Source organism: Arthrobacter sp. NPDC057013 (genome assembly GCF_042674585.1).
Lineage (GTDB): Bacteria > Actinomycetota > Actinomycetes > Actinomycetales > Micrococcaceae > Arthrobacter.
Genome location: NZ_JBHUSE010000002.1, coordinates 235,080 through 259,550, shown reverse-complemented (window position 1 = coordinate 259,550; position 24,471 = coordinate 235,080). Strand labels below are relative to the sequence as shown.

Here is a 24,471-nt window from a genome sequence, read left to right as displayed (position 1 = left end):
ACTTATGTTCACGCTCGAATTGGATTAGCTTGAACTTAGCTCAGGAACCCCTGACCAAAATCGCATCAAAGGCCGTTCGCACCTTTCGATCGAGGAGACTCTAAATGATTTCACTCCCCCAGACGGCGCCAAGGGTCGCTAAGCTCACTGTGCTTAGCATCGGCGTCGCCCTTCTGGCCACGGCTTGTGGTGGCGGTTCCACCCCAAGCGCGACCGAATCCTCCGCAGGGGCGTCAGGCGGCATATCCTGCCCCGCGCCCAGTGCCACGGCCGGGGCAACCAGCACCGCCACCGAGACCGGCAACGTGCCCGCAGCTACATCCACCACGCCCACGCCCCTGAAAATTGGATCGCTGCTGCCGACGACGGGGTCGCTGGCGTTCCTCGGCCCGCCCGAAATCGCCGGAGTTAACCTCGGCATCAAGGAAGTCAATGCCGCCGGCGGCGTGCTCGGCAAGCCGGTCCAGGTGGTCCACCGCGACTCCGGTGACACCAAGACGGACATCGCCACGCAGTCCACCACGGCACTCCTCGGCCAGGGCGTCAGCGCCATCATCGGTGCCGCGTCCTCGGGTGTGTCCAAGACCGTGATCAACCAGATCACCGGCGCCGGCGTCATCCAGTTCTCGCCCGCGAACACGTCCCCGGACTTCACCACCTGGGATGACAAGGGCCTGTACTGGCGGACGGCTCCGTCCGACGTGCTGCAGGGCAAGGTGCTGGGCAACTATATGGCCACCTGTGGCGCCCAGACGGTGGGCATGATCGTCCTCAACGATGCCTACGGCACGGGCCTGGCGAAGAACGTGAAGGCCGCCTTTGAGGCAGCCGGCGGCCAGGTCGTGGCCGAGGAACTCTTCAACGAGGGCGACTCGCAGTTCAGCAGTCAGGTGGACAAGGTCATCGCGGCCAAGCCGGACGCCATTGCCCTGATCACCTTCGACCAGGCCAAGAGCATCGTTCCGCTGATCACCGGCAAGGGCATCAAGGCCACGCAGCTGTTCATGGTGGACGGCAACACGTCCGACTACAGCAAGGACTTCAAGCCAGGCACGCTGAAGGGTGCGCAGGGAACCATCCCCGGTACCTTCGCCAAGGATGACTTCAAGAAGAAGCTCCTCGCCATCGACCCGGCCCTGAAGGACTACAGCTACGCCGGCGAATCCTACGATGCCGTCAACCTGATCTCGCTGGCAGCCGAGGCCGCCAAGAGCACCAAGGGCACGGAGATCGCCAAGCAGCTCAAGGCAGTCTCCGAAGGCGGCGAGAAGTGCACCGACTTCCCGTCCTGCGTCACGCTGCTCCGCAACGGCAAGGACATCGACTACGACGGCGAGTCCGGTCCGGTGACCTTCTCCGACGCCGGCGACCCGACTGAGGCCTCCATCGGCATCTACGAGTACCAGGACGACAACACCTACAAGCCGTCCCACGAAGAAACCGGCAAGCTGTAAGCCGCCTCCCGCAACACACACAGAAAACCCCCGTCCGGCAGGACGGGGGTTTTCTGTTGTTCGGCCTAGTTCTCGTCGGCCAGCGTGCCGAGGTACAGCTGGATGACCTTGGGGTCCTTCATGAGCTCACGGCCGGTGCCGGTGTACGCATCCCTGCCCTGGTCCAGGACGTAGCCGCGGTCGCAGATCTGCAGGCAGCGGCGGGCGTTCTGTTCCACCATGATGACGGACACGCCGGCACGGTTGATCTCGTGCACCCGCAGGAAGGTCTCGTCCTGCTTGACGGGGGAGAGACCGGCCGAGGGTTCGTCCAGCAGCAGCACTGCCGGTTCCATCATCAGGGCCCGCCCCATCGCCACCATCTGCCGCTCGCCGCCGGACAGGGAACCGGCACGCTGCGCCCTGCGTTTCCCGAGTTCCGGGAACAGGCTGGTGACGAACTCGAAGCGCTCGGCGAAGTTCTTGGGCCGCTGGAACATGCCCATCTGCATGTTCTCCTCGATGGTGAGCGTGGCGAAGACGTTGTTGGTCTGCGGCACGAAACCGACGCCCTGGGTCACCAGCTTGTTGGCCTTGAGCCCGGTCAGGTCCTTGCCCCGGACCATCACGGATCCGGAGTGCACCTTCACCAGCCCGAACATGGCCTTCAGCAGGGTGGATTTGCCGGCCCCGTTCGGTCCGATGATGCCGATCAGTTCGCCCTTCCGGGCCTCGATGCTGCATCCGTTGAGGATGTTCACACCGGGGAGGTAGCCGGCCACCAGGTCGGTGACTTTGACGACGACGCCGTCCTCGGCTGCGCTGCTTGCGGCCGGGGCCGCGCTCGTGGCACTCATGCGTTGTCCTTGTCTGTGCGGCCGCTGTCTGTGCGTCCGGCGTCCATGCGCGAGGCGTCGGTGCGCGAGGCGTCGGGGCCGGCTTCGGTGATCGTGGGTACCGTGGCGTCCAGCGCGATTATGCCTGCGTCCTCAGTGCCGACGATCGATTCCTCATCCGCCGCGAGTTCCTGCTCCAGTTCCCTGATGCCCTCGGTGTCGCCGAGGTCGACGTCGTGGTGGGCGCCCAGGTAGGCGTCGATGACGGCGGGGTCCTTCATGACTTCGCCCGGGGGTCCCTCGGCCACGATCTTTCCTTCGGCCATGACCACCACCCAGTCCGCAATGTGCCGGACCATGTGCATGTCGTGTTCCACGAAGAGGACCGTCATGCCCTCGGACTTGAGGTTCTTGATGTGGTCCAGCAGCGACTGCGTCAGCGCCGGGTTCACCCCTGCCATGGGTTCGTCCAGCATCACCAGCTTGGGCCGGACCATCAGGGAGCGAGCCATTTCCAGCAGCTTGCGCTGGCCGCCGGACAGGGATGCCGCGTAGTCGTCCTTCTTGGTGTCCAGCTTGAACTTTTCCAGCAGCACGTTGGCGTGCTCGGTGATTTCCTTCTCGCGGCCGCCCCAGATGTTCTTGAACAGGGCCTTGGACAGCCTCTCGCCGGGCTGGTTGGATGCGCCGAGCCGCATGTTTTCCATGACCGTCAGCTTGCCCATGACCTTGGTCAGCTGGAACGTGCGAACCATGCCCATCCGCGCCACCTTGTAGGAGGACACCCCGGCGATGCTCTGGCCCTCGAACTGCCACTTGCCTGAGTTCGGCGTGTCAAAGCCGGTGAGCAGGTTGAAGAGGGTGGTCTTGCCGGCCCCGTTGGGGCCGATCAGGGCGGTGATTTTGTGCCGCGGGATTTCCAGGTAGTCGACGTCGACGGCGTTGATGCCGCCGAAGCTGCGGGTGACGTTTTCGGCGACGACGATCGGGTCCCGCTTCTTGCAGCCGGGGGTGTTGTCCCCGACGGCGATCGGCCGGGCATCCGTCATGTAGTCGACGCCCTCTTCCATTGCTTCTTCGCTGTGCTTGCTCATGCGAACGCCAGCTCCTTCTTGTTGCCAAAGACACCCTGCGGCCTGAAGATCATCAGCAGCATCAGGGCAATGCCCACCAGGATGTAGCGCAGCTGGCCGGCTTGGACCGTGGTCAGCCAGGTCACCGCGCCCGATTCGATGAGTCCGTACAGGACACCTTGCGTGAGGGACAGGACCACCCAGAAGATCATGGCGCCGATGACGGGCCCGAGGACGGTGGCCATGCCGCCCAGCAGCAGGCAGGTCCAGAGGAAGAACGTCAGCTCGGTCCCGTAGTTGGCGGGCTGCACGGCGCCGCGGGGGAGGGTGAAGATCATCCCGGCCAGCGCACCGAAGATGCCGCCGATCACCAGCGACTGCATCTTGTGGGCATAGACGTTCTTGCCGAGCGAGCGCACCGCGTTCTCGTCCTCGCGGATGCCCTTTAGCACCCGGCCCCAGGGGCTCCGCATCAGGAGCCAGACGAGGACGCAGCCGACGGCCACGAGGCCCCAGCCCACCACCCTGATGAAGAAGTCGCGGTTGTTCATGCCGAAGTAGGAGCCCTCGGGGAACGGGTTCATCGAATAGAAACCGCCCTCGAAGGCGGCGAGCCCGTTGGCAGAACCGGTCACGGAGGTGAGCTGGTTGGTGGTGACGACGTAGCGGACGATTTCCGCCGCCGCGATGGTGACGATAGCCAGGTAGTCCGCCCGGAGGCGGAGCGTGGGAATGCCCAGCACCAGTGCAAAGAGCACAGAACAGACGACGGCGATAAGCAGTCCCACGAAGAACGGCACCCGGAAGGTGAGCGTCGAGATGGCGAAGCCGTAGGCACCCACCGCCATGAAGCCCGCCTGGCCGAAGTTCAGCAGGCCTGAATAGCCGAAGTGAACGGCGAGGCCGAGCGCCGCGAGGGCGTAGGCCGCCGTCGTCGGGCTGAAAAGTTCGCCAGCCGCGCTGGCAAGGATAAATCCGAAGTCCATGCCTGTCTCCTAACCCACGCGCTCGCGACGGCCCAGGATGCCCTGGGGCCGGAACAAGAGGACAACGATCATGATGAAGAGTGCTCCCACGTATTTGAGGTCGGCCGCGAGGCCGAACACGGTGGTCAGTTCGACGAAGATGCCGACAATGATTGATCCGACCAGGGCGCCGAATACTGTGCCCAGGCCGCCGAGGGTGACGCCGGCGAAGATGAGCAGCAGGATCTGCGAGCCCATGTCGAAGGTGACGCCGGGGCGGTAGTAGGCCCAGAGGATGCCTCCCAGCGAAGCCAGCACCCCGCCCACGATCCAGACCAGGCGGATGACGCCGTCGACGTCGATTCCGGAGGCGGCGGCCAGCGCGGGGTTGTCCGCCACCGCGCGGGTGGCCTTGCCGAGCCTGGTCTTCAGCAGCACGACGCCGATGAGGGCGATCACGACCGCGCTGATGACCAGGGACCACAGGTTGTTGGGGGAGATGGAGACCGGACCGATCTGGATTTCGTTGCTCTGCGCAAACGGCAGCTGCTGCGTGGCGCCGCCGAAGTAGAACTGGATGATGTAGCGGATGGCCAGGGCAAGGCCGATGCTGACGATCATCATGGGGACCAGGCCGGTGCCGCGGCGGCGCAGCGGCCGCCAAAGCCCGGCGTCCTGCGCGTAGCCGAACAGTCCGCCGCCAAGCAGGGCCAGGATGATGGCCAGCCAGAAGGGCAGGTTCATGGCACTGAAACCGAAGACCAGCACGGCCCCGAGGGTCACCATCTCGCCGTGCGCGAAGTTGGTGAGCCCGGTGGTGCCGAAGATCAGGGACAGCCCCACTGAGGCCAGCGCCAGCAGCAGGCCGAAGCTCAGCCCGGCCACGAGCCTGTTCAGCAGGTTCTGGCCGAAGTCCTGCTGCTGGACCACGATGCCCTTGCCGAAGGCGAAGATGACCGAGAGGTTTGATGTCTGGCTGAAGGTGACTGTCCGGGGGTTCGACTGGCCTTCGGCGAGCTTGATTCCTTGCGGCAGCGTGGACTCGTCCAGCTTGATCTCGTAGGTGCCTTGCTGGGGAACACCAATGCTCCATGCCCCGTTGGCGCCTGACTTGGCCTCGCCGGTGAAGGTTCCGCTCTTGGCGGTGATCTTGACGCCTTCGAGCGGGCGCCGTGAATCGTCGCGGAGGAAGCCGCTGATGGTGTCCTGGAACTGCTGGTTCGACGGGGGTGGTGTCGGAGCTGGAGTAGCGGCCTGCGATGCCGGCGCTGCGACAAGCAAAAGCGCCACAACGGCGGAGGCAACGGCCCCCCATACCTTCAGCAGCCCGGCCGGCCGCCGGATGGGCAGGCCTCTCGGTGTGCGTCTCAAAATTAAAACCTCCACGTGGGGGTGGTTGCGGCCGCGTCATTGCAGCCGCTGCGAACGGAAGGATGGCGAATATCGGGGCTGGTGAAGCGGGTATTGACTTGCTGTGATATTCGTCACCCTGACCCGCTTATCGTACAGCGCGAGCAGTACAAAGCGTGTGGGCGAAGCTGACCATCAGATAGCGATCCGGTAACAACTCAAATGCCCCGTCACCAGCAGGAACTTTCCGCGCCGCTGGTCCGTGGAAATTGATAGCGTGACCCGTAGATTCATCACTCAACCCCACACATGGAGGACACCCGCAATGGCACTTGGCGGAAACCCGATCTTCAACGGAAAGAATTTCCGTGGAGCCACCCAGGCACCGCCTGTCCCGCAGGCGTACGGCCACAATAACTACGGTCAGAACCAGTTCGGCCAGACGGGTTATGGGCAGCCCGGTTACGGCCAGGGCCGCACCCCCGGTCAGGTCATGGACGGCCAGTCTGGCTGGATGTCACAGCAGCAGAACATGACCAACGACCAGTTGCAGCAGATGTACAACCGGCCTGCGGCCGGACCGTCCGAGACCGGGCGGATGACCTTCGACGACGTCATCGTCAAGACCGGCATCTGCCTCGCGGCGGTGGTGGTTGGCGCTGCCGTCACGCTGACTGTGAGCCTGTCGCTCGCCAGCATGCTCATGATCGTCGGCGCGTTGGGCGGCTTTGTGCTGGCCCTCGTCAACACGTTCAAGAAGCAGCCCTCGCCGGCCCTTATCCTTGCCTACGCGGCCCTCGAGGGATTCTTCCTCGGCGGCCTGACCCGCATCCTTGACGGGCTGTACCCGGGCGTCGGCCTGCAGGCGGTCATCGGCACGCTGTCGGTCTTCGCCGTCACTCTGGTGCTCTTCAAGAGCGGCAAGGTCCGCGCCACCCCCAAGGCGATGCGCTTCTTCATGATCGCCACCATCGGCTACGCGGTCTTCGCCCTGATCAACATGGTCATGATGTGGACCGGCGCCGTGGATTCCCCCTTCGGCCTGCGCAGCAGCGTGCACATTGCCGGCATCCCGCTGGGCGTCTTCATCGGCCTGCTCGCGATCGGCCTCGCCGCCTTCTCGCTGATCATGGACTTCACCAGCATCGAGGCAGGCGTCCGCGCCGGGGCGCCGGAGCGCTTCTCCTGGACCGCCGCCTTCGGTCTCACCGTCACCCTCGTGTGGCTGTACGTGGAAATCATCCGTCTGCTGGCCATCCTCCGCGGCGACGACTAGACGCACCGCCCCAAGGCAACGCACCGCCGTCGTAATTTAAAAAGTGAGCAAGGGTGGGCCCCGCCAACCGGCGGGGCCCACCCGCGCTTTAAAGACTGGAGTTTTTGTCCACATATCGTGACTTCGGGGGCCCTAAAGTCGCGACAAGTGGACAAAAACTCCAATGGACGAGGCTAGGTTAGGCGCTCCAGCACCACGGCCATGCCCTGCCCGCCGCCGACGCACAGGGTGGCCAGGCCCAGCGTTCCGTCCGTCTCGCGCAGGCCGTTGAGCAGCGTGGTGGTCATCCGGGCGCCGGTCATGCCGAACGGATGGCCCAGCGCGATGGCTCCTCCGTGCATGTTGAGTTTCGCGGGGTCGATCTTCAGTTCGCGGGCGCTGGCTACCACCTGGACGGCAAAGGCCTCGTTGAGCTCCACGAGGTCGATGTCGTTCATGTCCAGGCGGGCACGGGCCAGGGCCTGCCGGGAGGCTTCCACAGGGCCCATCCCCATCAGTTCGGGGGACAGGGCGGTGGCCGCGGTGGAGACGATCTTGGCCAGCGGTTCCAGCCCCAGGTCCCGGGCGAGGTCGTAGCTCATGACCACCAGGGCGGCCGCGCCGTCGTTGAGCGGGCACGCATTGCCTGCCGTAACGGTGCCCTCCCGGCGGAAAACCGGCTGCAGGGCGCTGACGGCGTCCAGGGTCACGCCCGGCCGCGGCGAATCGTCCCGGTCCACCACCGTGCCGTCGCGGCGCTCGTAGGGCGTGATTTCACGCGCGTAGAAACCGGAGGCGATTGCGGCTTCGGCCCGGTTCTGGCTCAGCACGGCCCACTCGTCCTGGTCCGCGCGGCTGATCCCATAGGACGTCGCCACATTCTCGGCCGTCTGGCCCATGGCGATGTAGATGTCCGGCATCCGGTCACCCAGCCGCGGATCCGTCCACGGTGTGTTCGACTCGGCACGCGAAGCCGTGCGCTGGCGGGCCGGCTCGAACAGCGGGTTGTGGTTCCGGGCCCCAGTCTCGCCCGCGCCGACCCAGTCCTGGTAGCGCGACACCGCTTCGACGCCGGCCGCCACGAAGGCCTGCCCTTCACCGGCGCGGATGGCGTGGAACGCCATCCGCAGGGTCTGCAGGCTGGAGGCGCAGAACCTGTTGACGGTGGCGGCGGGCACGGTGTCCAGTCCGGTGAGGATGGTGACCACGCGGGCCATGTTGGAGCCCGCCTCGCCGCACGGTTCGGCGCAGCCGAGGTACAGGTCGTCCAGGCCCGGTCCAGCGTCTCCGGTGGGGTCGAACGCCGGCAGTTTGGCCAGCGCCGCCCGGACCATTGCCGCCGCCAGATCGTCCGGCCGCTCGTCCTTCAGTGACCCCTTGAAGGCGCGGCCGATCGGGCTCCGGGCGGTTGAAACAATGACTGCTTCAGACATGCGACCAGCCTACGCCCGTAGCTGGTGTGTTAACAGCTACGCCAGCCGCATTGCCCCGGCCGCCGGGGTGACGGTGAAGATGTCCGGTGCCGTGTACCCCGCCTCCGCGAAGGCACGTACGACGGCGGTACGCACCTGCTGCTCTTCGCTCACCGGAGTCAGGGCGATGGCGGCCCCGCCAAAACCTCCGCCGGTCATCCGGGCGCCGATGGCGCCGCTGGCCCGGGAGGTGTCGACGGCGAGGTCCAGTTCGGCGCAGGAGATCTCAAAGTCGTCGCGCATGGACGCATGGCTGGCGTCGAGCAGGGCGCCGATGGCCGAGGGGCCCTGCTGCCCCAGGACTTCGACGGTCTGCAGCACCCGGTCGTTCTCGGTCACGATGTGCCTGACGCGGCGGAACGTGACCTCGTCCAGCAGCCCGCTCGCCTCGTCCAGATCGCCCGGCGTCACGTCCCGAAGCGCTTTGACGCCCAGGACCTCGGCGCCGAGCTCGCAGGAGGCCCGGCGGGAGGCGTAGCCGCCGTCGGCGTGGGAATGGGACACCTTGGTGTCGATGACCAGCAGGACCAGGCCTGCTGCCTCGGCCTCGAAGGGGACCAGCTCCACGCTCTGGTCGCGGCAGTCCAGGAACACGGCATGGCCCTTCGAACCGCGCAGCGAGGCGGACTGGTCCATGATGCCCGTGGGGGCGCCGACGAAATCATTCTCCGCGCGCTGGGTGGCCAGCACCATGTCCTCCGGGCCCAGGCCTGCCCCCGTGAGGTCGTTGAGTGCGGAGATCACGGCGCATTCAATGGCGTGCGAGGAAGACAGGCCGGCGCCGAGCGGCACGTCCGAGTCCAGCAGCAGGTCCAGGCCCGGGACGTCGATGCCGCGCTGCTGCAGCGACCAGACGACACCCAGCGGGTACTTGGTCCAGCCTTTGGCCTTCCCGCCCTCCAGCGCCGCGGTGTCCGCCGTTGTGACTCCCTGGTCCCCGTAGGTCGAAAGCATCCGGATGGTGGAGTCCGGCCGGACCCCCACAGCCACGCGGGCGGTCCTGTCGATCGCGAACGGCAACACGAACCCCTCGTTGTAGTCCGTGTGTTCGCCGATCAGGTTGACCCGGCCGGGAGCCTGCCATACGCCGTCAGGCCGGCGGCCGAACGCAGCGGTGAACCGGGCCACAAGGTCGGCGGTGGCGGGGGCGGTCATGCGCGGGCTCCTTCTGTGAGGCCGTGTTCGATCAGGCCGGGCGCAGCCGGAGCGAGCGCCTCGGCGGGGGATGCCGGGACGGTGACCGAGCGGATCCGCTCCGCCACCTGTTCCGGCGTGGTGTCGTTGATGAAGGCGCCCATGGCCGCCTCGGAACCGGCCAGGAACTTGAGCTTGTCCGCAGCGCGGCGCGGGGAGGTCAGCTGCAGGTGCAGGTAGCTGGCGGGGCGCAGCAGGTCATCCACCGGGGCCTGGTGCCAGGCCGAAATGTAGGGCGTGGGAGTGGGGTAGAGGGCGTCGAGGCGCTTGAGCAGGTCGAGGTAGACGTGGGCCAGCTCGTCCTTCTCCTCCCCGGTGAGCCCGGCCAGGTCGGGGACCTGGCGGTGCGGAACGAGGTGGATCTCCAGCGGCCACCGGGCAGCGAACGGAACGTACGCGCTGAAGCTGTCGCTTTCCAGCACCATCCGGCTGCCGTCCTCCCGTTCGGAACGGAGGAGTGAGCCCGTCAGCGTCTGCTGCCCCCCGGCGTCGTCATAAAACCTGCGCGCGGCGGCTCCCATGACGGCGGCGCGCGGCGTGACGTAAGGGTAGGCGTAGATCTGGCCGTGCGGGTGGTGCAGGGTGACGCCGATGTCCGCGCCGCGGTTCTCGAACGGAAAAACCTGCTTGATGCCGGGCAGCGCGCTGAGGGCCGCCGTCCGGTGTGCCCACGCCTCCACCACGGTGCGGGCGCGGGTCTCGCTCAGGCCGCTGAAGGATCCCGTGTGCTCCGGGGTGAAGGTGACAACCTCGCACCGTCCGAAAGCCGGTCCCGTGGTGCCCCAGCCGGGGTTGGCGGGGACCGGGCCCAGGGCCGGGCCGAGGGAGGGGAAGCGGTTTTCGAACACCACGACGTCGTAGTCCGGCGCGGGAATCTCGGACGGGTTGGCGTCGGTGGTGGGGCAGATGGGGCACTGGTCCGCGGGCGGCAGGTGGGTGCGGGTCTGGCGGTGCGCGGCCACGGCCACCCACTCGCCGGTCAGCGCGTCGTACCGGACTTCGCCGGGCTCGCCGCGGGGCGGAAGGTCCCTGCGGTCCTGGGCCTCTTCGACGGACCGCGCACGGGTTGAGCCGGCGTCGTCGAAGTAGAGCAATTCGCGGCCGTCGGCGAGCTGGGTGCTGGTGATACGGGTCATGCGTCGTGTCCTTTGAATGCTGTGGCCGACGGCGGCTGGCCGTCCGGGAGGCTGGGAGGGTGGGGAGTTAACCGGGCTGGTGTTGAGATATGCGGTGTTGCGGGGTCTTGCTTCATGCGTGCCAGCCGCAGCTCGCCGACGCACTGCCGGAGCAGCTCCTCGGCGAGGGGGCCGGCCGGGCCTGTACCGATCCTGTCGTCGGTGATGAGGACGCCGACGGCGGACAGCGGGGCAATCCCGGCAAGCGCGACGGTTCGGTACTTGGTGGCGTCGGCGAGCACAGCGAGCCTGTCCGACGCCGCGATCATGGCGGCGTTGACCTCGGACTCGAGGAGGTTCGGCGAGGTGATGCCGGCCTTCGGGTCGAAGCCGTGCACGCCCATGAAGCACAGGTCGGCGTGCAGTCTGTCCAGGGCGTGCACCGTCACCGGACCCACCAGAGCCTCGGACGGCGTGCGCTGACCGCCGAGGACCACGGTGCGGATGCCGCCGTCCGTGCCGGTGCCGCCCTCACCATCCGGCGCCAGCACGCTGGCCACCATGAGGGAGTTGGTGGCCACCGTGAGCCCAAGATCCCGGGGGAGCACCCGCGCGAGCTCGTGGGTGGTGGTGCCGCCCGAAACCAGCAGGGTCATGCCGGGGCGGAGCAGCGTCAGCGCTTCTTCGGCGATGGCCCGCTTGGCATCGGCTTCGCGGGCGGACTTCGCGCCGAACCCCGGTTCGACGGCGCCGAAGGCGGCGGGGCGGGTGGCGCCGCCGTGGACCCGCAGCAGCAGGCCTTCGGCATCGAGCGCATCGATGTCGCGCCGGACTGTCATTTCGGACACGCGGAGCAGGTCCGCGAGTTCGGCCACCCGGACGGTGCCTTCGGCGTCGAGCTCCTGGAGGATGAGGTGCTGCCGCTGTGTTGCGAGCACGTGCTCCTCCTTTCCTGTTGGCTCTGCCGCCAAGGTCTCGGCCTCGAGGGGACCGGCTGCCTGCCGGCTCAGGTGCCCGTGTGGGGCTGGTCACGATTTGTACCTGTTCCCATTGTGGCACAAAACGATCAAAAACAAATAGTTTCTAACAAAACGCAACAAGCGCTGCCTCTGGCAGGTCGCGCGTGCAGGCCACGCGTGCAGGTGCCGCGTGCGTTGTACGGTAGGTCCATGACTTCCGGTGCGGCCTCCGAAACCAGCGATTCCCCTCCCACCCAGCGGCGCTACGCCACGGGCAGGCAGTACGAGCTCCGGCGGGGCGACGCGCTCGCCGTGGTCACCGAGTTGGCCGCGGGGCTGCGGTGGTACAGCCGCGGGGATGTCCAGCTGACGGAGTCCTACGGGGACTCCGACATTCCGCCCGGCGCCACGGGCATCACCCTGGCGCCCTGGGCGAACAGGGTGGAGGATGGCGTCTGGCACCTGAACGGGAAGAAGCAGCAGCTGGACATCACCGAGGTTTCCAAGAACAACGCAAGCCACGGGCTCCTGCGCAATGCGTCGTACTCCCTGGTCGCCGAGTCCGAGTTCGCCGTGACCCTCGAGGCGCCGGTGTTCCCCCAGCACGGCTACCCGTTCCTGGTGCGGCACCGCGTGGAGTACTCCCTGGCCGAGGACCTCGGCCTGGAGGTGCGGCAAACGCTGGTCAACGACTCCGGGGCCGAGGCGCCATTCGTGCTGGGCGCGCACCCATACCTCCGGATCGGCGACGTCCCCTCCGAGGAGCTCACGCTGACGGTGGACGCCGCGACGCGGCTGGTGGCCGACGAACGACTCATCCCGCGCAGCGCCGAACCCGTGTCCGCGGACAGCGACCTGCGGCAGGGAAGGACGGTGGGGGAGCTGGATCTCGACGCCGCCCTGACGGATCTGGCGTTCGACGGCGGGATCGCCCGCCACACGCTGACCGCCCCGGATGGCCGCAGTGTCAGCCTGTGGCAGGACGAGACCTGCCCGTTCGTCCACGTGTTTGTCAGCCGCATCTACCCGGGCCGGCCCGCGGCTGTGGCGCTGGAACCCATGACGGGGCCGGCGAATGCCTTCAACTCCGGGGACAGCCTCCGCTGGCTGGCGCCCGGGGACTCATTCACCATCACGTGGGGCATCCGCGCCGACCTGGGCTAGGACGGGCGAGCCCTGTTTCCCATAGCCCGGCGGCTAGGGAAGTATTGGGCTATGACGCCAGAAAAGGACGCCACACCAGAGGACGCCGCCAACACCAGTGCCAGTGCGACGGGCAGCGCCCGCGCAGCCACGGCGAGTGCCAGCGCCACAGGCAGGGCGAGCACCACAAGCCCTCCCCGGCCCTTCGGCCGGCTGGAGCCGCGGCGCCCCCGGACCGACCGCGACCTGGAACAGGACATTCCGTACGGCGTGCGCATTGCGGCGGCCTGGGCGTGGCGGCTGGGGCTGATCCTGCTGATCACCGGCGCCCTGGTCTGGCTGCTGGCCAAAGTCAGTTTCCTCATCATTCCCGTCATGGTGGCGGCGCTGCTGGCCGGCCTGCTGAGCCCGGTGGTGCGCTGGCTGCGTAGGTCGCGCATCCCCAACGGGGCCGCCGTCGCCATCACGGTCCTGGGCTTCATCGGACTCATCGCCGGATCCCTGGCCCTTGTGGGCCGGCAGCTGGCGCTCGGTTTCCAGGAGCTGTGGAGCGAGGCTCTGACCGGCGTCCAGCAGGTCCAGGACTGGCTGGCCGAGGGCCCGCTGCACCTGACCGCGGCCCAGATCGACCAGTACATCCAGGAGGCCACGGCCGCGCTGCAGAACAACAGCAGCAGCATCCTTAGCGGCGCCCTGTCCTTCGGGAGCACCGCCGGCCACTTCGCGGCCGGGCTGGTCCTGGCACTGTTCATCCTGATCTTCTTCCTCCTGGAAGGCAACCGCATCTGGTCCTTCCTGGTCCGGCTCCTGCCGCGGCAGGCGCGGATTCCCGCCGACGGCGCCGGCCGGCGCGGCTGGACGTCCATGGTCAGCTATGCGCGGATCCAGCTGTTCGTGGCCTTCGTGGATGCCGTCGGCATCGGCGCCGGCGCCGCGATCATCGGCGTCCCGCTGGCACTGCCGCTGGGCGTGCTGGTGTTCATCGGTTCCTTCATCCCCGTGGTGGGTGCCCTCGTGACGGGCGTCATCGCGGTGCTGCTCGCCCTGGTGGCCAACGGTCCGGTCAACGCGTTGATCATGCTGGGCATCGTCCTACTGGTACAGCAGTTGGAAAGCCACATCCTGCAGCCGCTGGTCATGGGCAAGGCCGTCGCCCTGCACCCGGTGGCCGTGATCCTGTCCGTTGCCGCCGGTTCCTACCTCGCCGGCATCCCCGGCGCGCTGTTCTCGGTGCCCATCCTGGCCGTAGCAAACTCGGCGATTCGGTATATTGCTGCCAGAACGTGGGAACATGAACTTGTGCCGGCTGCCGCGGGTACCGCAGACCTGGCCTCTGCCGATGAGGACAACACCTTCAGGGAAGTCCGGCTGCCGGGCTCGCATTCCAGCCACGGCAACCCTGCCGGCACTGCACACGGCGCCCCGGGCGGCAACGCCGCCCCCGGTGCCGACGTCGAATCACCCAAAGGAGAATAGTTCGTGAACACCCCCGAAAGCCTTCCCGTCACGCTGGACGATGTCCTTGAGGCGCAGAAGCTGCTGGACGGGATTATTGCGCGGACCCCGGTCGAATCATCCCGGGCCCTGGGCGGCATGGTGGGCGGCGAGGTCTTCTTCAAGTGCGAGAACCTGCAGCGCGCCGGCTCCTTCAAAGTGCGCGGCGCCTACGTTCGGATGGCCCGACTCTCCGAATCGGACAAGAAACGCGGCGTGGTGGCCGCCTCCGCCGGCAACCATGCGCAAGGCGTGGCCGTCGCCGCCAAGAGCCTGGGCATCAACGCCCGGATCTACATGCCGCTCGGCGTCGCGCTGCCCAAACTCGCCGCCACCCGCAGCCACGGCGCCGAGGTGGTCCTGCACGGGCACAACGTGGATGAGGCCCTCGCCGAGGCCCAGCGTTACGCCGACGACACGGGCGCCGTCTTCGTCCACCCCTTCGACAACGTGGACGTCGTGGCCGGCCAGGGCACCCTGGGCCTGGAGATCCTGGAACAGGTGCCCAACGTTGACACCATCCTGATGGGAGTCGGCGGCGGCGGCCTCCTGGCCGGCGTCGCTGTGGCCGTCAAGGCCCGCGCCAAGGAACTTGGCCGCGAAATCCGCATCATCGGCGTGCAGGCCGAAAACGCAGCCGCCTACCCGCCGTCGCTGGCAGCTGACGCCCTGGTGCCGCTCAAGAAGGTGTCCACCATGGCCGACGGCATCGCCGTGGGCCGGCCGGGGCAACTGCCCTTCAGCATCATCCGCGAACTGGTGGACGATGTGGTCACCGTCAGCGAGGACTCCCTGGCTCGGGCACTGATCTTCCTGCTGGAACGGGCCAAGATGGTGGTGGAGCCCGCCGGGGCGGTGGGCGTTGCTGCCCTCATGGACGGCAAGATCGAGAACCCGGGGACCACCGCCGTCGTCCTCTCCGGCGGCAACATCGACCCCATGCTGATGCTCAAGGTGATCCAGCGCGGCCTCTCTGCCGCCGGCCGGTACATGACCGTGCGGATGATGCTCGACGACCGCCCTGGCTCGCTGGCCACCATCGCGCGCATCATCGCCGAGAATGACGCCAACGTGACCGGCCTCGACCACACCCGCGTCGGCGGCTCCATCAGCATGGGCGACGTCTCGATCACGGTGAACCTTGAAACCAAGGGCCACGAGCACGGCGAACAGGTCCTCGGCGCCCTGCGCGCGGAGGGCTTTCAGCCGATCGTGGTGCACTAGGAGCCGAGATGCTGGACAGCCCGGGGGAGGCGCCCGCCACCAGGGAAACGGCCGCCGCCCGCGCCAAGGCCGGACTGCTGGTGGTGGGATCCTTCGTGCTGCTGCTGTTCGCCATTGAGCTGGTCAACACGGTGCTGCTGCACTCGCTGAACGGCGTCTTCGGGCTCAGGCCCAGAAGCGCCGACGGCATCCTGGACGTATTCACCTTCCCGCTGCTGCACGCCAACCTCAACCACGTGCTGTCCAATGCGCTGCCCCTGATCATCTTCGGGTTCCTGGTGTTCCTGTCCGGCATCCGAGTGTTCCTCACGGCCGTGGCCTGCAGCTGGCTGGGCTCCGGGCTGGCCGTCTGGCTGTTTGGCGCCGGCGGGGTCACCGTGGGCTCGTCCGGCCTGGTCTTCGGCCTGTTCGCGTTCCTCCTGGTGCGCGGGTTCTTCAACCGCAGCTGGTGGCAGATCCTGCTCTCGGTGGTGCTGTTCCTGGCCTACGGCAGCATCCTGTTTGGCATCATTCCGAACGTGGCGGGATACGTGTCCTGGCAGGCCCACCTCGGCGGCGCGGCAGGCGGCGTTCTGGCCGCCGTCGTGCTGCGGGCACGGGCCTCCCGCCGCTCAGCGGCGCTTGGCCGTGAAGGATAACCTCAGCTGGTTAAAGCACGACGCCGGCCGTCCCCGGAAGTGGGGAGGCCGGCGTCGTGCGTTTGCTGGGACCGCGGACGGAAGCGGTGTTAGCCCGAGTAGGGCTTGGCGGAGATGATCTCCACTGAGATGTCCTTGCCGTTGGGGGCGGTGTAGCTGAGCTTGTCGCCCTCCTTGTGGCCCATGATCGCGGCACCGAGCGGGGACTTCTCGCTGAAGACGTCCAGGTCGGAGTCGCCGGCGATTTCGCGGGAGCCGAGCAGGAAGGTCTCCTCGTCACCGGCGATGCGGGCCACGACGATCATGCCGGGCTCAACGATTCCGTCGTCGGCCGGTGCCTCGCCGACGTGGGCGTCGCGGAGCAGGACGGTCAGCTGCCGGATGCGGGCCTCGATCTTGCCCTGCTCTTCCTTCGCAGCGTGGTAACCGCCGTTCTCCTTGAGGTCTCCCTCCTGACGGGCAGCGTCGATCTTCTGGACGATTTCCGCACGGCCGGGGCCGGAAAGGTGGTCCAGCTCTGCCTTCAGGCGGTCAAAAGCTTCCTGGGTAAGCCAAGCTGCAGGCGCGCTGTTAGTGGTAGACACGGACTTCTCCTCTAGTGGGTGTACAAGCGGTCATACAAACAAAGACCCCGCCACGGTGGCCACCTGTGGAACTCAGTAACCATCTCAGCGGGGTAAAGGTATTGATCCATTGTAGTCAATCCTGTGGAGTAAACCCAATAACCAAGCGGCGTGGGTCACACGCGTTCTTTCTGCCGCCCGTTTTGCTGCGGGCGTTGGGCGGGTCCTAGGAGGCCGCGGGCTTCGGGATCCAGCAGTTGTCCACGACGCCCGAGACGGCCTGGGATTCGGTGCGCAGGACCACCCGCTGGGCGAGGGTGCGCCCGCCGTCGGCGCTCTGGCCCTGGTCCTCCTGCTCCACCGGCGGAATGTTGACGACTTTCCAGCCGACCACGGCGAACTTGGAATCCAGCGCCTTGATGGCGCACTGGACCACCGTGCCGGGTTCCCTCGTCACTTGGAAGTCCACCTCGGCCTGGGTGGCATCCGTGGTCCGGTAGCCGATGTCCTTGTACGACACCGACGCCATGGAATTCGATGTGGAAACCCAGGCCAGGAAGCCCATTCCGATTGCGAGGGCCACGATGACCGCCCAGCGCCGGGCCTTTCCGGACAGCCTGCGCTTTGGACGGCCATAGCGATTGGCTAGGCTAATGTCTGCAGGCTGGGAAGTGCCCGACTTGTCCTCGGTAGTCACCATTCCAGTTTAGTGGCGATTGCCCGGGGAATTATCCGGCGCCAGCACTGCAGCCATTCCCAGGAGAAAGAGGAGCAGTCCCAGATGACAGCGTCCCCCAGCCAGTCGTCCCCGCTTCGCCTGCTGGCAGTCCACGCCCACCCGGATGACGAATCCAGCAAGGGCGCAGCCACCATGGCCATGTATGCCGCGGCCGGTGTGGACGTTATGGTCGCGACCTGCACGGACGGCTCCCGCGGCGACATCCAGAACCCGGCCATGGAGTCCGCACCCCATCCGAAGCGCGACATGGCCGGCGCCCGCCGGCTCGAGATGAACGAGGCCGCCCGGCTGCTGGGCATCCGGCAGCGCTGGCTGGGCTTCGTGGACTCTGGCCTGCCCGAGGGCGATCCGCTCCCGCCGCTGCCGGCCGGGTGCTTCGCCCTGCAGCCGCTGGAACGGGCAGCGGCCCCCCTGGTCCGGCTGGTCCGGGACTTCAAGCCGCACGTCATGGTCAGCTATGACGAAAACGGTGGCTACCCGCACCCTGACCACATCATGGCCCACCGGGTAGCGGCGGAAGCCTTCGACGCCGCCGGCGACCCTGCGCGGTATCCGGGCACCGGGGAGGCCTGGGAGCCGAGCAAGCTCTACTACGACCGTGCCTTCAGCCCGGAACGCTTCCGCGCACTGCATTTTGCGCTGGAGGAGGCAGGGCTCCAGTCGCCTTACGCCCAGCGCCTCGCGGCCTGGCTGGAGGCCGACGCCGAAGGGCACACCCCGCCGCCGCCCACGCACGAAACCACCACCCAGGTGGACTGCGGTGCCTTCTTCGAAACCCGCGACAACGCCCTCCGCGCCCACAGGACGCAGGTGGACCCGCTCGGCTTCTTCTTCGCCGTATCGGCGGAGATGCAGGCGCGCGTCTGGCCCTGGGAGGACTACACGCTGATCCGGTCCAGGGTGTCCTCCGAGCTGCCGGAAAAGGACCTGTTCGCGGGGCTAAGATAGAGACAAGAGACATTTTCTATCCCGTGTAGAAAATGCCCTGCAGAAAACCCGCGCAGTAGGCCGGCGGCCGAAACGGCGGCGGCCGCGCGGACCAACGGACCGGACGTCAGCCCACGCGGCGGACGGCGGCCCCAGCCTTGAGAAGGTTTGAACAGTGCACCATTTGCTCATCGCCCTGGCGACGTCCCCGGCACCCTCCCCGTCGCTGCGCCCCGGCCTGTCCCAGGACCAGGTCACCCCGGGCCTGCTGGGCTTCCTGCTGACCGCCTTCATCGTGGTGCTGACCGCGCTGCTCATCGTGGACATGGTGCGCCGCATCCGCCGGGTGCGGTACCGCGCCCAGGTGGAGGAGGAACGCCAGGCTGCGGCCGAGGCGGCCGATATTGCCCGTGACGATGCCGCCAACGGCAATGCAGGCCGCACCGACACCTGATCCCGGGACGGGGGAGCCCCCAGCCGGGCAGCCGAAGCCGGGGGAGCGCAACACCCTCGCCGCGGAACACTCTGCCTACCTGCGCCAGCACGCCGGCAATCCGGTGCACTGGCAGCCGTTCGGGGACGCAGCCTTTGCGGGGGCCGCGTCCAGGGACGTCCCCGTGTTCCTGTCCATCGGCTACGCCGCCTGCCACTGGTGCCACGTCATGGCCCGCGAATCCTTCGAGGACCAGGCCACCGCTGACTACCTGAACAGCCATTTCGTGGCGGTCAAGGTGGACCGCGAGGAACGTCCCGACGTCGATTCCGTCTACATGGCCGCCACGCAGGCCATCAGCGGCGAGGGCGGCTGGCCCATGTCCGTCTTCCTGACCCCCGAGGGCCTGGCCTTCCACGCCGGGACCTACTTCCCGCCCCGGCCCCTGCCGGGCCGTCCTTCCTTCCGCCAGGTCCTCGAGGCCGTGCACGAGGCGTGGACTGAACGGCGCGATGCTGTGGAGGAGAATGCCCGTTCCCTGGCGCAGAACATGGGCCAGGTCCAGCTCGCCGCTGCCGTGGACGTGTCGCGTCCGCCAGACGTGCTCGACGCCGGGCTGTTGCCCGCCGCCGTCCGCTCCCTGGCCGGGTCGGAAGACCCCGACGACGGCGGGTTCGGCACCGCCCCCAAGTTCCCGCCGTCGGCCGTCCTGGAGTTCCTGGTTCGGCACGCGGCCGTGCCGTCGGACACCGCCGACGCGGCCAGGGACATGGCCCGACGAACGCTCGCGGCGATGGCCCGCTCGGCTCTTTTTGACCAGCTCGACGGCGGCTTCGCCCGGTATTCGGTGACGCGCGACTGGTCGGTTCCGCACTTCGAGAAGATGCTCTACGACAACGCCCAGCTGCTGCGCGTCTACGTGCACTGGATCCGGCTGGGCGGGACGCCGGGGTTCCCGGCAGCCGAGGCGGCGGACATCGCGGCCCGGACCGCTGACTGGATGCTCGCCGCGCTGGGGCTCCCGGATGGTGGACTGGCATCATCGTTGGATGCCGACTCCGTGGTGGACGGGGAGCACCACGAAGGGGCCAGCTACCTCTGGACCCCCGACGATCTGACGCAGGTGCTCGGGGCGGAGGACGCCGCCGCCGTCGCCTCGATGATGAACGTCGGCGCCCGCGGAACCGTCTCGGAGTTGGGGTCGCCGCTGCACCCGGGCCGGGCGCTGGATGGCGACGAGGCGCGGCTCTGGCAGGAGGTGAGGCCCCGCCTTCAGGAAGCCAGGGCACGCAGGCCGCAGCCCGAGCGGGACGAGAAGGTGGTGGCGGGCTGGAACGGGCTGGCCATTGCGGCGCTCGCTGAGGCCGGGGCAGTCCTGGACCGGCCTGATCTGGTGGCGGCAGCTGGCCGGATCGCCGGCTATTTGGAACGGGTCCACTGGCGGCCAGTGCTGGGGGCGGCGGCACCGGGTGAACCGGCGACGGGCGAACTGGTCCGGGTTTCGCATGGCGGCGCGGCGCGCGGAATCGGCGGCCTGCTGGAGGATTATGCGTTCTGTGCGGACGGCTTCCTGGCGCTGTACTCGGCCACCGGCGATCCCCGCTGGTACACCCTTGCCGAGGCGCTGATCCAGGCGGCGTGCACGCGGTTCGTGGACGGCGGACGGCTCGCCGACTCCGCCGGCGAGTCGGAGCAGGTGGTCAGCGCCCAGGGCGGAAGGCCGGGCCTGGACCCCTTCGACAACGCCACGCCCAGCGGCGCGGCCGCTTTTGCCGGCGTCCTGCTGGGCTACGCCACCCTGTCAGGCTCCACGGACCACCGGATCATGGCCGGTAACATCCTGGCCCTGGTGCCGCCGCTCGCAACGCGGGCACCGCGCGTGGCGGGATGGCTGCTGGCCACAGCGCAGGCCGCGCTGGCGGGGCCGCTGGAGGCCGCCGTCGTCGGATCCCCCGGTCCCGAGCGGGACGCCCTGCACCGCGCGCTGCTGCAGTCCCCAAGTCCGGGGCTGGCAATTGCGGTGGGTGCGGCAGAGGCGGACGACGGCGGGGAGCCGGCCGAGGTGCCGCTGCTGCGGCAGAGGCCGGCAGGACGGGGCGGTGCGCCGCTCGTGTACGTGTGCCGCGGTATGGTCTGCGACCGGCCCGTGGCGACCGTGGCGGAGGTGCTGGAACGCGTCAGCTCAGCACAGCGATGAGGATGGCCGCGAAGTGCGCGGCAAAGGCCAGCACGGTGAAGGCGTGGAACAGTTCGTGGAAGCCGAAATGCTCGTAGCTGAAGTTGGGTTTCTTGAGGGCGTAGAACACGGCCCCGGCGATGTACAGGGCGCCACCGATGCAGATGAGCAGGGCCGCCGGGACGCTCGCCGCGAAGAAGGCGGGCAGGTAGAAGAGGGAGCCGCAGCCGAGGCCGATATAGATGGGCACGTACAGCCAGCGTGGCGCGTCGGTCCAGAGCAGCCGGAAGAGGACACCCAGGATCGCGGCGGACCAGATCAGCCAGAGGAGGAACTCCGCCGTCGGCCTCTCCAGCAGGCTCCACGCAAGGGGAGTGTAACTGCCGGCGATCACCAGCATGATGTTGGTGTGGTCCAGCCGCTTGAGGACGCGCTTGACGCCGGGGGACCAGTTCCCGCGGTGGTACACCGCGCTGACGCCGAACAGCAGCACGCCGGTGAGCGCGTAGATGGCGGACGTGATCTTGCGGTCCGCGGTGGGAGCCACCGCAACGAGAACGATCCCGGCAGCCAGGGCGAACGGCGCGGTGACCGTGTGGATCCAACCCCGCCATTTGGGCTTGATGGTCAGCAGTTCCGCGATGCGCGTCGCGGCGTCGTCCACCGCGCCGGGTTCAGCCTTCGACGGCTCCGGTCCGCCGGAAGCTCCGTCCGGGGCGTTGCTTTTCATGTCATCCAGAATAACCTACGGGTCAGTAAGTTACTCGCCGGTAGGGGCGCCGCGGTTGATGCTGGTAGCTCCGCGAGCGGGGCCGCCGGCGGCCCCGTGCACCCGGCCGCGGCCTCCGGGCGGTAGCCTAGAACTTGCACAAAAGTCGTACAGAGGAAGTCAGGTGAGTCTCCGGATGGAATGGCCCGGGTTCCTCTACGGCTTCTATGAGCGCAAGCTCCTGCGCTCCCTGGAGCCGGAACGGATCCCCCGGCACATCGGCGTCATGGTGGACGGCAACCGGCGCTGGGCACGGCAGTTCAATGCCCCTACCAGCCAGGGCCATCAGGCCGGCGCGGACAAGATCCATGAGTTCCTCGGCTGGTGCCAGGAGCTGGGCGTCCGCGTGGTCACGCTCTACATGCTTTCCACGGACAACATGAGCCGCTCCGGCGAGGAGCTCGACCTGCTCATGGGCATCATCGCCAACACGCTGGACCGGCTCGACGAGGACGCCGACATTTCGGTCCACGCCATGGGCGCCCCGGAGCTGCTGCCCGACTACCTGGCGGAGCGGCTGACCAAGCTTACGGCCCGGACGCCGGTCCGCGAGAAACTCCACGTGAACGTGGCCGTCGGCTACGGCGGCCGGCGCGAGATTGTGGACGCGGTGCGCGAGCTGCTGCACGACGCCGTGGCGCACAAGGCGGACATCAGCGAGCTGGCCGACTCCCTGAGCGTGGAGGACATCTCCCGCTTCCTTTACACCCGCGGCCAGCCCGATCCGGACCTGGTGATCCGGACCTCCGGCGAGCAGCGGCTCTCGGGCTTTCTGATGTGGCAGAGCGCCTACAGCGAGTTCTACTTCTGCGAGGCCCTCTGGCCGGCCTTCCGGAAGGTGGATTTCCTTCGCGCCCTGCGTGATTACGCCGGCAGGCAGCGGCGCTTCGGTTCCTAGCCATTTCGGCGCCTGTTGGCAGCCTTTTGGGCCGCCGCCGTTCACTCCGAATTCACATGACGGCAACAGGAATCGCCGGAAGAAGACGTTGGAAATTAGTTCGGGGCGATTTACGTTAAACCCATCAGCAGGCAAACCGCCGGCTGATCGGGGAGGCCAGTACATGGAGCGATTCTTCGCACCGGTTGTATGGGAGGCCGGATCCGGCCTCGTGGCCGAGCCGCCTCACCAATAACAATTCCGGGCATGTGCCCCGGGGCTGGAGTCGATGTGGCTATTTCTGAACGACTGCCCGAAGTCATCACGGACAAGGGTGAGAAGGCTACCTCTCGCGCCAAGCGAGCCATTTCAAAGACCGGTGCGGACACGAAAGACGCCGCAGCCGGTCTTGCTGTTTCCGGCCCAATGACTGAAATCCAGCCGTCAGTCTCCACTTTCGTCATCGATACCTCCGTGCTGCTGTCCGACCCCCGCGCGCTGCTGCGCTTCGCGGAGCACGAGGTCATTGTGCCGATCGTGGTGATCACCGAACTTGAAGGGAAGCGGCACGACCCCGAACTAGGCTACTTCGCACGGAAGGCGCTCCGGCTCCTTGATGACCTCCGCATCCAGCACGGCGGGCTGAACCGGCCCGTTCCGCTGGGTGACACGGGCGGTACGCTCATGATCGAGCTGAACCACATCTCGGCCGAAGTCCTGCCGGCCGGATTCCGCGCCGGGGACAATGACAGCCGCATCCTGGCCGTCGCAAAGAACCTCTCCAATGAGGGGCGCAACGTCACCGTGGTGTCCAAGGACCTCCCGATGCGGGTCAAGGCCTCGGCCATGGGCCTGCTGGCCGACGAATACCGCAACGAGCTCGTCAAGGATTCCGGGTGGACCGGCGTCGCCGAGATCGATGCCAGCGACGAGGAGATCTCCACGCTGTACGGCCACGAACCGGTCTACATCCCGGCGGCTGCCGAGATGCCGGTCAACACCGGCCTGGTGGTGCTCAGCAGCCGCGGTTCGGCCCTCGGCCGCGTCGGTGCCGACAAGCAGGTCCGGCTGGTCAAGGGCGACCGCGACGTTTTCGGTCTCCATGGGCGCTCCGCGGAGCAGCGGCTCGCCATCGACCTGCTGATGGACCCGTCGGTGGGCATCGTCTCCATGGGCGGCCGCGCGGGCACCGGCAAATCGGCCCTTGCCCTGTGCGCCGGCCTGGAAGCGGTATTGGAACGCCGCGAGCACCGCAAAGTGATCGTGTTCCGCCCGCTGTTCGCCGTCGGCGGCCAGGAGCTCGGCTACCTGCCGGGCTCGGAGCAGGAAAAGATGAACCCCTGGGCGCAGGCGGTCTTCGACACCCTCGGTGCCCTGGTGAGCCAGGAAGTCGTGGAGGAAGTCATGGACCGCGGCATGCTGGAGGTCATGCCGCTGACCCACATCCGCGGACGCTCCCTGCACGACGCCTTCGTGATCGTGGACGAGGCCCAGTCGCTCGAAAAGAACGTCCTGCTCACGGTCATGAGCCGGATCGGGCAGAACTCGAAGATCGTCCTCACCCACGACGTTGCCCAGCGCGACAACCTCCGGGTCGGACGGCACGACGGCATCGCAGCCGTGGTCGAAACCCTGAAGGGCCACCCGCTCTTCGGCCACATCACCCTCACCCGGTCCGAACGCTCGCCCATTGCGGCGCTCGTCACGGACCTCCTCGAAGGGGCGTAGGACTGGGTCGGGTGGCGCGGGCGCGGGGGGCCGTGCCGGCCCCACCCACCCCCAAGGCCAAAAATGGGCGGGATGAAAGACCCCAACCCCCCAAAATTGTTTAAACGC

At 67.5% G+C, this 24,471-nt stretch carries 22 protein-coding genes; 11 read left to right on the top strand and 11 right to left on the bottom strand.

Annotated elements, in window-relative coordinates:
- Positions 1 to 104 precede the first annotated feature (104 nt).
- Positions 105 to 1,454, top strand: coding sequence for an ABC transporter substrate-binding protein (locus ACFTSA_RS05125; protein ID WP_377950114.1), 1,350 nt, complete (start codon positions 105 to 107; stop codon positions 1,452 to 1,454).
- Positions 1,455 to 1,519: 65 nt separating this feature from the next.
- Here ACFTSA_RS05125 and ACFTSA_RS05120 read toward each other — a convergent pair whose 3' ends face one another.
- Genes ACFTSA_RS05120 through ACFTSA_RS05105 form a run of 4 tightly spaced genes read right to left on the bottom strand, consistent with a single transcriptional unit; the run spans position 1,520 to position 5,633 of the window.
- Positions 1,520 to 2,290, bottom strand: coding sequence for an ABC transporter ATP-binding protein (locus ACFTSA_RS05120; protein ID WP_377950113.1), 771 nt, complete (start codon positions 2,288 to 2,290; stop codon positions 1,520 to 1,522).
- Complete coding sequence (locus ACFTSA_RS05115; protein WP_377950111.1) at positions 2,287 to 3,363, bottom strand: ABC transporter ATP-binding protein; 1,077 nt, start codon at positions 3,361 to 3,363, stop codon at positions 2,287 to 2,289. Before ACFTSA_RS05115 ends, ACFTSA_RS05120 begins: the two co-directional genes overlap by 4 nt.
- Positions 3,360 to 4,328, bottom strand: coding sequence for a branched-chain amino acid ABC transporter permease (locus tag ACFTSA_RS05110; RefSeq protein ID WP_377950109.1), 969 nt, complete (start codon positions 4,326 to 4,328; stop codon positions 3,360 to 3,362). The genes ACFTSA_RS05115 and ACFTSA_RS05110 overlap by 4 nt, the downstream gene beginning before the upstream one ends.
- Positions 4,329 to 4,337: 9 nt before the next feature.
- Positions 4,338 to 5,633: a branched-chain amino acid ABC transporter permease gene (locus tag ACFTSA_RS05105; protein ID WP_377950228.1), complete on the bottom strand. Its 1,296-nt coding sequence runs from the start codon at positions 5,631 to 5,633 to the stop codon at positions 4,338 to 4,340.
- Positions 5,634 to 5,982: 349 nt separating this feature from the next.
- On the opposite strand from ACFTSA_RS05105, the gene ACFTSA_RS05100 reads away from it, so the two are divergent.
- Positions 5,983 to 6,933: a Bax inhibitor-1/YccA family protein gene (locus ACFTSA_RS05100; RefSeq protein WP_377950108.1), complete on the top strand. Its 951-nt coding sequence runs from the start codon at positions 5,983 to 5,985 to the stop codon at positions 6,931 to 6,933.
- Between the two features lie 173 nt (positions 6,934 to 7,106).
- Here ACFTSA_RS05100 and ACFTSA_RS05095 read toward each other — a convergent pair whose 3' ends face one another.
- Genes ACFTSA_RS05095 through ACFTSA_RS05080 form a run of 4 tightly spaced genes read right to left on the bottom strand, consistent with a single transcriptional unit; the run spans position 7,107 to position 11,631 of the window.
- A complete protein-coding gene (locus tag ACFTSA_RS05095; protein ID WP_377950106.1) occupies positions 7,107 to 8,345 on the bottom strand; it encodes an acetyl-CoA C-acetyltransferase in 1,239 nt (412 codons plus the stop codon).
- Between the two features lie 36 nt (positions 8,346 to 8,381).
- Positions 8,382 to 9,539 (bottom strand): galactokinase, encoded by a 1,158-nt coding sequence (galK, locus tag ACFTSA_RS05090; protein ID WP_377950104.1) that lies wholly within the window; start codon positions 9,537 to 9,539, stop codon positions 8,382 to 8,384.
- Positions 9,536 to 10,714: a galactose-1-phosphate uridylyltransferase gene (gene galT, locus ACFTSA_RS05085; protein WP_377950102.1), complete on the bottom strand. Its 1,179-nt coding sequence runs from the start codon at positions 10,712 to 10,714 to the stop codon at positions 9,536 to 9,538. The genes galK and galT overlap by 4 nt, the downstream gene beginning before the upstream one ends.
- Complete coding sequence (locus tag ACFTSA_RS05080; RefSeq protein ID WP_377950100.1) at positions 10,711 to 11,631, bottom strand: DeoR/GlpR family DNA-binding transcription regulator; 921 nt, start codon at positions 11,629 to 11,631, stop codon at positions 10,711 to 10,713. Before ACFTSA_RS05080 ends, galT begins: the two co-directional genes overlap by 4 nt.
- 231 nt (positions 11,632 to 11,862) lie before the next feature.
- Between ACFTSA_RS05080 and ACFTSA_RS05075 the strand changes: the two genes are divergently transcribed.
- From ACFTSA_RS05075 to ACFTSA_RS05060, 4 genes are read left to right on the top strand one after another with little or no spacing between them, the layout of a single operon-like run.
- Positions 11,863 to 12,816: an aldose 1-epimerase family protein gene (locus ACFTSA_RS05075; RefSeq protein WP_377950098.1), complete on the top strand. Its 954-nt coding sequence runs from the start codon at positions 11,863 to 11,865 to the stop codon at positions 12,814 to 12,816.
- Between the two features lie 51 nt (positions 12,817 to 12,867).
- Entirely contained in the window at positions 12,868 to 14,271 is a 1,404-nt protein-coding gene (locus ACFTSA_RS05070) for an AI-2E family transporter (RefSeq protein ID WP_377950096.1), read from the top strand.
- 3 nt (positions 14,272 to 14,274) lie between these two features.
- Positions 14,275 to 15,513, top strand: a complete 1,239-nt coding sequence (gene ilvA / locus ACFTSA_RS05065) for a threonine ammonia-lyase (RefSeq protein ID WP_377950094.1) — start codon at positions 14,275 to 14,277, stop codon at positions 15,511 to 15,513.
- Between the two features lie 8 nt (positions 15,514 to 15,521).
- A complete protein-coding gene (locus ACFTSA_RS05060) occupies positions 15,522 to 16,151 on the top strand; it encodes a rhomboid family intramembrane serine protease (RefSeq protein ID WP_377950092.1) in 630 nt (209 codons plus the stop codon).
- 89 nt (positions 16,152 to 16,240) lie between these two features.
- Here the strand turns inward: ACFTSA_RS05060 and greA are convergent, their stop codons facing one another.
- Both greA and ACFTSA_RS05050 read right to left on the bottom strand, forming a co-directional pair.
- Complete coding sequence (greA, locus tag ACFTSA_RS05055; RefSeq protein WP_377950090.1) at positions 16,241 to 16,735, bottom strand: transcription elongation factor GreA; 495 nt, start codon at positions 16,733 to 16,735, stop codon at positions 16,241 to 16,243.
- A 205-nt stretch (positions 16,736 to 16,940) separates the two neighbouring features.
- Entirely contained in the window at positions 16,941 to 17,414 is a 474-nt protein-coding gene (locus ACFTSA_RS05050; RefSeq protein ID WP_377950088.1) for a DUF4307 domain-containing protein, read from the bottom strand.
- Between the two features lie 81 nt (positions 17,415 to 17,495).
- On the opposite strand from ACFTSA_RS05050, the gene mca reads away from it, so the two are divergent.
- The 3 genes from mca to ACFTSA_RS05035 all read left to right on the top strand — a co-directional run bounded on the left by mca (position 17,496) and on the right by ACFTSA_RS05035 (position 21,010).
- Positions 17,496 to 18,401, top strand: a complete 906-nt coding sequence (mca, locus tag ACFTSA_RS05045; protein ID WP_377950086.1) for a mycothiol conjugate amidase Mca — start codon at positions 17,496 to 17,498, stop codon at positions 18,399 to 18,401.
- 154 nt (positions 18,402 to 18,555) lie between these two features.
- Positions 18,556 to 18,834 carry a hypothetical protein gene (locus tag ACFTSA_RS05040; protein WP_377950084.1) on the top strand — a complete coding sequence of 93 codons (279 nt, stop codon included), beginning with the start codon at positions 18,556 to 18,558 and terminating at the stop codon, positions 18,832 to 18,834.
- Positions 18,797 to 21,010: a thioredoxin domain-containing protein gene (locus ACFTSA_RS05035; RefSeq protein WP_377950227.1), complete on the top strand. Its 2,214-nt coding sequence runs from the start codon at positions 18,797 to 18,799 to the stop codon at positions 21,008 to 21,010. The genes ACFTSA_RS05040 and ACFTSA_RS05035 overlap by 38 nt, the downstream gene beginning before the upstream one ends.
- Here the strand turns inward: ACFTSA_RS05035 and ACFTSA_RS05030 are convergent.
- Complete coding sequence (locus ACFTSA_RS05030; RefSeq protein ID WP_377950226.1) at positions 20,991 to 21,632, bottom strand: hemolysin III family protein; 642 nt, start codon at positions 21,630 to 21,632, stop codon at positions 20,991 to 20,993. The genes ACFTSA_RS05035 and ACFTSA_RS05030 overlap by 20 nt on opposite strands.
- A gap of 262 nt (positions 21,633 to 21,894) precedes the next feature.
- On the opposite strand from ACFTSA_RS05030, the gene ACFTSA_RS05025 reads away from it, so the two are divergent.
- Both ACFTSA_RS05025 and ACFTSA_RS05020 read left to right on the top strand, forming a co-directional pair.
- A complete protein-coding gene (locus ACFTSA_RS05025; protein WP_306926727.1) occupies positions 21,895 to 22,656 on the top strand; it encodes an isoprenyl transferase in 762 nt (253 codons plus the stop codon).
- Positions 22,657 to 22,926: 270 nt separating this feature from the next.
- On the top strand, positions 22,927 to 24,363 hold the full coding sequence (locus ACFTSA_RS05020) for a PhoH family protein (RefSeq protein WP_377950083.1): 1,437 nt from the start codon (positions 22,927 to 22,929) through the stop codon (positions 24,361 to 24,363).
- Positions 24,364 to 24,471 lie beyond the last annotated feature (108 nt).

Coding starts and splice junctions, on each gene's coding strand:
- ACFTSA_RS05125 (WP_377950114.1), top strand. CDS start 105: ATGATTTCACTCCCCCAGACGGCGCCAAGGGTCGCTAAGCTCACTGTG.
- ACFTSA_RS05120 (WP_377950113.1), bottom strand. CDS start 2,290: ATGAGTGCCACGAGCGCGGCCCCGGCCGCAAGCAGCGCAGCCGAGGAC.
- ACFTSA_RS05115 (WP_377950111.1), bottom strand. CDS start 3,363: ATGAGCAAGCACAGCGAAGAAGCAATGGAAGAGGGCGTCGACTACATG.
- ACFTSA_RS05110 (WP_377950109.1), bottom strand. CDS start 4,328: ATGGACTTCGGATTTATCCTTGCCAGCGCGGCTGGCGAACTTTTCAGC.
- ACFTSA_RS05100 (WP_377950108.1), top strand. CDS start 5,983: ATGGCACTTGGCGGAAACCCGATCTTCAACGGAAAGAATTTCCGTGGA.
- ACFTSA_RS05095 (WP_377950106.1), bottom strand. CDS start 8,345: ATGTCTGAAGCAGTCATTGTTTCAACCGCCCGGAGCCCGATCGGCCGC.
- galK (WP_377950104.1), bottom strand. CDS start 9,539: ATGACCGCCCCCGCCACCGCCGACCTTGTGGCCCGGTTCACCGCTGCG.
- galT (WP_377950102.1), bottom strand. CDS start 10,714: ATGACCCGTATCACCAGCACCCAGCTCGCCGACGGCCGCGAATTGCTC.
- ACFTSA_RS05075 (WP_377950098.1), top strand. CDS start 11,863: ATGACTTCCGGTGCGGCCTCCGAAACCAGCGATTCCCCTCCCACCCAG.
- ACFTSA_RS05070 (WP_377950096.1), top strand. CDS start 12,868: ATGACGCCAGAAAAGGACGCCACACCAGAGGACGCCGCCAACACCAGT.
- ACFTSA_RS05060 (WP_377950092.1), top strand. CDS start 15,522: ATGCTGGACAGCCCGGGGGAGGCGCCCGCCACCAGGGAAACGGCCGCC.
- ACFTSA_RS05050 (WP_377950088.1), bottom strand. CDS start 17,414: ATGGTGACTACCGAGGACAAGTCGGGCACTTCCCAGCCTGCAGACATT.
- mca (WP_377950086.1), top strand. CDS start 17,496: ATGACAGCGTCCCCCAGCCAGTCGTCCCCGCTTCGCCTGCTGGCAGTC.
- ACFTSA_RS05035 (WP_377950227.1), top strand. CDS start 18,797: ATGCCGCCAACGGCAATGCAGGCCGCACCGACACCTGATCCCGGGACG.
- ACFTSA_RS05025 (WP_306926727.1), top strand. CDS start 21,895: ATGGAATGGCCCGGGTTCCTCTACGGCTTCTATGAGCGCAAGCTCCTG.